This window comes from Eubacterium ramulus ATCC 29099 (assembly GCF_000469345.1).
GTDB lineage: Bacteria > Bacillota > Clostridia > Lachnospirales > Lachnospiraceae > Eubacterium_I > Eubacterium_I ramulus.
Window position 1 is genome coordinate 1 of record NZ_KI271146.1, and the last position, 6,020, is coordinate 6,020.

The window sequence follows — 6,020 nt, forward strand, 5'->3', positions numbered from 1 at the left end:
GGTAGTGAAAACAGTCCCCAGACTGTATCCTCGCTCTACGTCAATGATCTCTTTAATCTTTTTCAGGTGTTCTTTTGCTTTCAATTCTCTTTCCTCCTAACATTTTTTCCAAAATATATCAACTCATTTCTGATAAAATTTCTTTTGGTTTTTTCCTCATGATCATAATCCCTGCTACTGAAACTGAAATGAATAGCAATCCACCGATTGCAATTGTATCTTTTATCAACATATCTGGCGTAACTTCTATTTCTATGTTCTGTAATTTCAAATCCGGTGCGGTATATCCGTCTGCAAATACCTGATTTTCCGTTGCTTCTTTCTGCTCTTCTGCCTGACTCTGGGATTGCTGTGCCATATAAGATGCTGTCATTTTGGAAAGTGCAGGCGATATCATAAATGACAATACTAATCCCAAAACTCCAATCAGCATAGCTTCCCAAAGAAATTGACTCCAAATTTTCTTCTTGCTTTCTCCTAACGCCATAAAAATGCCAATTTCCTGTGTACGGTTCTTCATCCAGAATAAAAAAATCAGACTTAATATGATAAAACTTGCTGCTGAAACTACGATTAACAGCATTTCACTTAACTGCTTCATATTATTAAAATTTTCAGCCATACTCTGAATATTTCCATTACTATCAATTAGATCATATCGTTTCCAGTCAATGTCTACTTTTTCAATTTTCTCTTTCACCTCATCATATTGATCTACATTGGCTACTTTAAAAATCGCATATCGGAACAGCGGATTTCCCTCTTCTCCAGATGGTTTTTCCGGAAAATTCATATCGGTAAAGATCGTATTTTCTGACCGATAGGTATCTCCTGACATAACCGGTTCCAACTTCTGCACCGCTTCATAGATTCCTACAATCTTCGCACTATAGACTTTCGAATTCTCCTTCTCATCCCACTGATTGAACTGTAGACTGTCGCCTACTTGCAGTCCGTTTAATTTTGCCAGTTCTTTTGAAATAACACAAACATCTTTATCCTCTTTGGTTGTCATTCGTCCATCTATCAATTTAATTTTTCCTGCTGCAACATCCATATCCATTTCCATAATTCGATTGCCTCTTAGATTAACACCTCCAAAGTCCTGGCTCTGATCCATATCCGGATCTTCAATTCTTTTAAAATTCACAGGATTTACTACTGTTGCTACTGTAATCAGGTTGTATTCTTCGATTCCTTTTACTTTTGCTATCGTTTCTGCATCTTCCGGGATAACTGTTTCAAAAGAATTATCTGTCAAAACTCCATAGGCTCCATCTTCAAATTTTTTTATTGTTACCCCTCGATAAGTTCCTTCTTTTCCTTCTCCAATTTTTTCTGTTGCCTCGTCAAGCCTAGTATGTCGGTTCGCTTCACTTAATTCCAGCCTAAAGGTTGCTCCTACCGCTTGCCGCGTAGAGTCCTGTACATTGACACTTGCAGACTGACCTGCCAATCCTGCCATGAAAAAACTGCTAATCACTACAACTACTAATAGGAGAAGAATGCTTTTTATGGGTTTTCTAACTACAGAATAAGCACCACGTCTTAACACATTCATTTATGAAACCTCTCCTTTTTCTCTTATATTTTCTTCGTGTATTTTCCCTTTTTCTATTTTAATAACAACATCTGCTGTTTCTGCCATACTTCTACTATGGGTTACTACAATTACACATTTCCCTAATTTATGTGCTGTTTCCTGAAGAAGCTCAGTAACTTCTCTGCCAATATCTTCATCAAGATTTCCTGTTGGTTCATCTGCCAATAATACTTTAGCTGGACTCGCTAAAGCTCTTGCAATAGCCACTCTTTGCTGCTGTCCTCCAGAAAGTTGTAAAACTTTCCGATCCCAATCTTCCTTTTGGATCCCAACAGCAGTTAATAGTTCTTCAGGATTTCCATTTCCTCCAAGCATAACATTTTCCTTTGGAGTTAAATAATCAATCAAATTATAGTTCTGAAACACTAAGGAAACATGTTCTTTTCGATGATGATTCAATCCGCCCTTTAGAATGTCCTCTTCTTCATACAAAATAGTTCCAAGAACAGGAACATCCAAACCTGCAAGCAATGATAAAAATGTTGTCTTTCCTGATCCACTTGCACCTAAAATAGCATAAACCTTACCTTCTTCAAACTTATAACTAATCCCATTCAAAACATTTTTACTTTTATTTGTTTTATAGTAATAAACTATATTCTTTACTTCTAAAACCACATTATCGCCTCCTAATCAATCTACATTTTCAAATCCAATTTCTACTTCATCTGGTAATTTTTCTTCTCTCAAAAAAATACCTTTTGTTTTTAAATATCCCCTTATCACATCCATCTCTGAATTATGAATAGGTGTTTGCCTTTTGGATCTGTACTTTTCTTCTGCACTTCTAAAAATTATCCATATCCTTTCCTCATAAGATTTTAAGCTTATTTCTAAAACAGAAAGTTCTGGACGTTTGTCGATAAAATAGTACAAAATACTTGTTAAACATAATTTAAGTGCATTTTTATTTGCATATATACAGTTGTCCATTCCATCATACACATCCAATCTAATTCGAATCCCTATCTTTCTTAAATCATCCTCTACAGATTCATATAGTTCTAATATTGGTACAACAATTTCTATCTTATTTTCCATACTATCCCTCCATATCTGATAATGTATCTTTAGGATTCGTCCGCAAAACAGGTATCACTGATATACCAATTCCAATGAAAAGTATCATAGCGCCACTCATAATAAGCATTCCGATATCTGATAAGTGTGGACTAATTTCTATTGCCAGTGTAGAAATACTTTTTCCTGCAAATAATACTCCCTTCAATTTTTCTGCCAAAATATTCCCTATAACAACAGCAGATACAGATGAAACTGCAAATACCAAAAAACTCTCTAATAATAACTGTGATAATATCGAGCATTTATTTTTTCCCAAACTGATATAAACTGCTATTTCTTTCTTTCTCCCCCTCATCCACATACATAGAAGGAGCGTTATAACAATTGCAGATGTTCCTAATGTCAAATATAACATTAAACTTACAACCTGCATAACCTGTTCGAGTGGTTGTTTCATTTGACGAAATAGCATATCAGACTTTGTCAGTTCAACTTTTTCTCCTAATATATTTGCCATTTCTCCCTCTATCTTTTCTAAATTTTCTGGATTTTTCAAATATACGGAAATACGTTCATATCCGCTTATTTCCTGTAATGCTGCTATAGATTCTGTTTTTGTGTAAATAGTATTTTCAATCCTATAAACAGATGCCATTTCTTTCGACTGATTTCTTTCCGAACCAGACAAATAATATCCTGATATCACTCCATCCATTTTCTTCCCGCCATCTGTTTCGAAAGTAACCGTATCTCCAATCTCTAACTTGTTAGTCTCTGCTAATATTTGATTGATAACAACTTCATTTTTCTCTTTTGGATACTTTCCTTTTACTATCCGGATTTCACTTTCCGCAAAGGCACCGTCTAATTTTAAATCATCATAACCAACCAATCGAACCTGAAGATTTTCTGTATTTGTATTCTGGTTTTCCGTTACTGTTTGGAAATTTGTAGGATATGCAGATAATGTTGCATTTTTATTAATCTTATCTATTCCCTTCAATTTCTGTATTTTATTTATATCCTCCGTTGTGATCGGGTTGTTATTTTCCATAATTCCTGCCAATATTTTTGTCTTTGTTTTTTTCTGCAGTTCGCTTTTTGCCTCATTTGATGCTTTTAAAATAATCCCTGTACTTAAAATCATCGCTTCTGAAATCAAGAGTACCAAAAACAAAATTACTGTTTTTGATTTTTTTCTTATCAAGTAACGCACTGCTCTTTTCGCACTTCCCAATTTATCTCCTCCTACTATTTTTGAAAACGATCTATAATTACACGCGTAGCCAAGAATGTTCCATCTTCCTGATATTCCCCATACAGAAAGACTGCTGATGATTTTTTTACATCTTCTTTTGTTCCCGCCTCTAAAGTTACATTCGTACTTGTAGAATTCGAAATTTGAAATTGTGTATTATCAGCATACTGTACAGAAATTTTTTCTACACCTTCTGTATCCTCTCCAGTTGCTGGTGCAGTCATAGTATCTTCTGTAACACTTCCTTTTCCGAGTGTGCATCCTGTTTCTGTAAAATCAATTACTGTTCCAACCAAATTAGCATTGCTTAAAGCACTTATTCCTTCGCTCTTCTCCGTGCTATTTTCAGTTTGATTTACACTATTTGTTGAATTTTCTGTTGAAGGAACTTCTGGTTTATTACTGCTATCCTTCTCACAGCCTGCTAAAGTTCCAAATAAACAAGTTGCCAATATCACCATTGCAATTTTTTTCTTCATAATTGATACCTCCAATATTTTTATGTCTTTATTATAAAAATATCACTTATGTTTATCACGTTTTTTATGTGTAATTTATGTGTAGAATTAAAAAAGTGTTGTAAAGCTCCACAAATTATTGATTTGTCCTTCTAACGTTTCATAGTCCCATAATTTTTCGCTTCTTTTTTTACTATTGGGATCATGGACACAAATCTTTCCATCTTTCATTCCTGTCAAGACGATAAAATGTCCGGTTGTTGTAAAATCTCCTGGACGCATGGCACAAATAATTGGATGTCCTGATTCTAATTCTGTCTGAATATTATCTTTATCCAAAGAAATTTCTCTTCCCTGAATCCCAAAATGGCTTCCTATATCTGTCATCATACTCCAACTACTTCCTACCCCTTCTACATAATACCCATTTTGTTCTGCATACTGTGCTACTTGATAAGGTGTCGCCTGCTTATTCCCCGTGAGACCTACAATAACCATAGAGAGTGCTGTTGGACCACACCCATTTACTGCCAACATGCCGTCTCCATAATTCTGATATCCCCATCTTTCATCCCATTGCAATAGTAATGGGATTTCTCCACTTTTTGCTTCTTCTACTATTGTAGCTGGTAAGTTATCTTTCTTTTCAGGATAATCAAACACAAACTCTATAGTCTCTATATTTGCTGTTAACAATTCTAAAAGTTCTTTGGGATACTGATCTTGATTTTCTATTATATCTTTTATACGAGAATCGTAATTTGACATCTTTTGTAATGTTCCCATCACATCTCCATTTTCCACAGTTTGATCCACCATATTTTGTAATTGTGTATCCTTGTATTTTCTATAGAAATACACCCCCATACAGCTTATAAAAACAATAATTCCCAAAAAAACTATACATTTTAATACTCGTGTTTTTCTCTTTCTTCTACTCTTTCGTACCATTCTTATTTAACCTCCCTTCAGCTTTATAAAATTCACCTTATTTAGTGTTACTGATAACATTCTTATATTTTATATCCGTGAAACTATCAAACCATTCTTGCATAGTAAATTCTTCCCTAGCCCCAAAAAGAAAAAGGGAGATTCTATTACAAATCTCCCCTTCCTATAAGACGTCTTTTTACATCTTATGCAGTTTTTGCGATATTTGCATTAGCATTTCTAGTCACTACTCCGTTGTTTCCACAGTATCCCACGCAATACGCCAGTCCTGCATTATGAGAGTTTGCTACTGCTACACTTCCGCTACAAACACATCCACCTTTGCTGCCTTCAAAGTCTGCTCCTGTCTGTAACTTTCCTGCTACGATTTTTCTCATACCAGCCGCCTCCTTTCCGTCTGATTTTTTCTATTTTAAATTATCTTTGATAATCTAAAACCTTTCCTTAATAATACGGTACCGCATCTATCTCTTCGATCACTTCCGGCTTTTCTTCCAAAATGCTGTAATACGAAATCAGTTCTCCTTTTGTGGCATACCTGTGAGCACCGCAGACTTTTTCTTTCCTCTCCATATCAATTCCTTCTGCTTCATAACATGCTGCATAACAAAGTCCGCACAAATTTCTCGCCCAGCATTCATTACATCTTGTAAGGGATTTTTCATCGTATTCTTCAATATAATATTTCTTTATCTTTTCCAGATCTGCCCCTTCAAACACATTTCCT

7 protein-coding genes and 1 pseudogene are annotated in these 6,020 nt (G+C 35.0%); all 8 read right to left on the minus strand.

All coding sequences use genetic code 11. From position 1 onward, the window contains the following. Positions 1-118 precede the first annotated feature (118 nt). Positions 119-1,561, minus strand: a complete 1,443-nt coding sequence (locus HMPREF0373_RS10165; RefSeq protein WP_021739620.1) for an ABC transporter permease — start codon at positions 1,559-1,561, stop codon at positions 119-121. Further along, positions 1,562-2,221, minus strand: a complete 660-nt coding sequence (locus HMPREF0373_RS10170) for an ABC transporter ATP-binding protein (protein WP_021739621.1) — start codon at positions 2,219-2,221, stop codon at positions 1,562-1,564. It lies immediately after the preceding gene. Positions 2,222-2,236: 15 nt separating this feature from the next. Beyond that, on the minus strand, positions 2,237-2,644 hold the full coding sequence (locus HMPREF0373_RS10175; protein ID WP_021739622.1) for a hypothetical protein: 408 nt from the start codon (positions 2,642-2,644) through the stop codon (positions 2,237-2,239). Position 2,645: 1 nt separating this feature from the next. Beyond that, a complete protein-coding gene (locus tag HMPREF0373_RS10180) occupies positions 2,646-3,863 on the minus strand; it encodes an ABC transporter permease (protein WP_044963895.1) in 1,218 nt (405 codons plus the stop codon). Between the two features lie 14 nt (positions 3,864-3,877). Then, positions 3,878-4,363, minus strand: a complete 486-nt coding sequence (locus tag HMPREF0373_RS10185) for a hypothetical protein (protein ID WP_021739624.1) — start codon at positions 4,361-4,363, stop codon at positions 3,878-3,880. Positions 4,364-4,450: 87 nt separating this feature from the next. Further along, complete coding sequence (locus HMPREF0373_RS10190; protein ID WP_242831205.1) at positions 4,451-5,293, minus strand: C39 family peptidase; 843 nt, start codon at positions 5,291-5,293, stop codon at positions 4,451-4,453. 185 nt (positions 5,294-5,478) lie between these two features. Further along, the gene (locus HMPREF0373_RS10195; RefSeq protein ID WP_021739626.1) at positions 5,479-5,670 is read right to left on the minus strand and encodes a RumC family sactipeptide; all 192 of its coding nucleotides are present in this window, start codon (positions 5,668-5,670) and stop codon (positions 5,479-5,481) included. A 67-nt stretch (positions 5,671-5,737) separates the two neighbouring features. Then, positions 5,738-6,020, minus strand: a pseudogene (locus HMPREF0373_RS17020) (RumMC family radical SAM sactipeptide maturase); the annotation flags it as partial.

Bases quoted from the DNA above. Each gene is read 5' to 3' on its own strand.
- HMPREF0373_RS10165 (WP_021739620.1), bottom strand. From the start codon at position 1,561: ATGAATGTGTTAAGACGTGGTGCTTATTCTGTAGTTAGAAAACCCATA.
- HMPREF0373_RS10175 (WP_021739622.1), bottom strand. From the start codon at position 2,644: ATGGAAAATAAGATAGAAATTGTTGTACCAATATTAGAACTATATGAA.
- HMPREF0373_RS10185 (WP_021739624.1), bottom strand. From the start codon at position 4,363: ATGAAGAAAAAAATTGCAATGGTGATATTGGCAACTTGTTTATTTGGA.
- HMPREF0373_RS10190 (WP_242831205.1), bottom strand. From the start codon at position 5,293: ATGGTACGAAAGAGTAGAAGAAAGAGAAAAACACGAGTATTAAAATGT.
- HMPREF0373_RS10195 (WP_021739626.1), bottom strand. From the start codon at position 5,670: ATGAGAAAAATCGTAGCAGGAAAGTTACAGACAGGAGCAGACTTTGAA.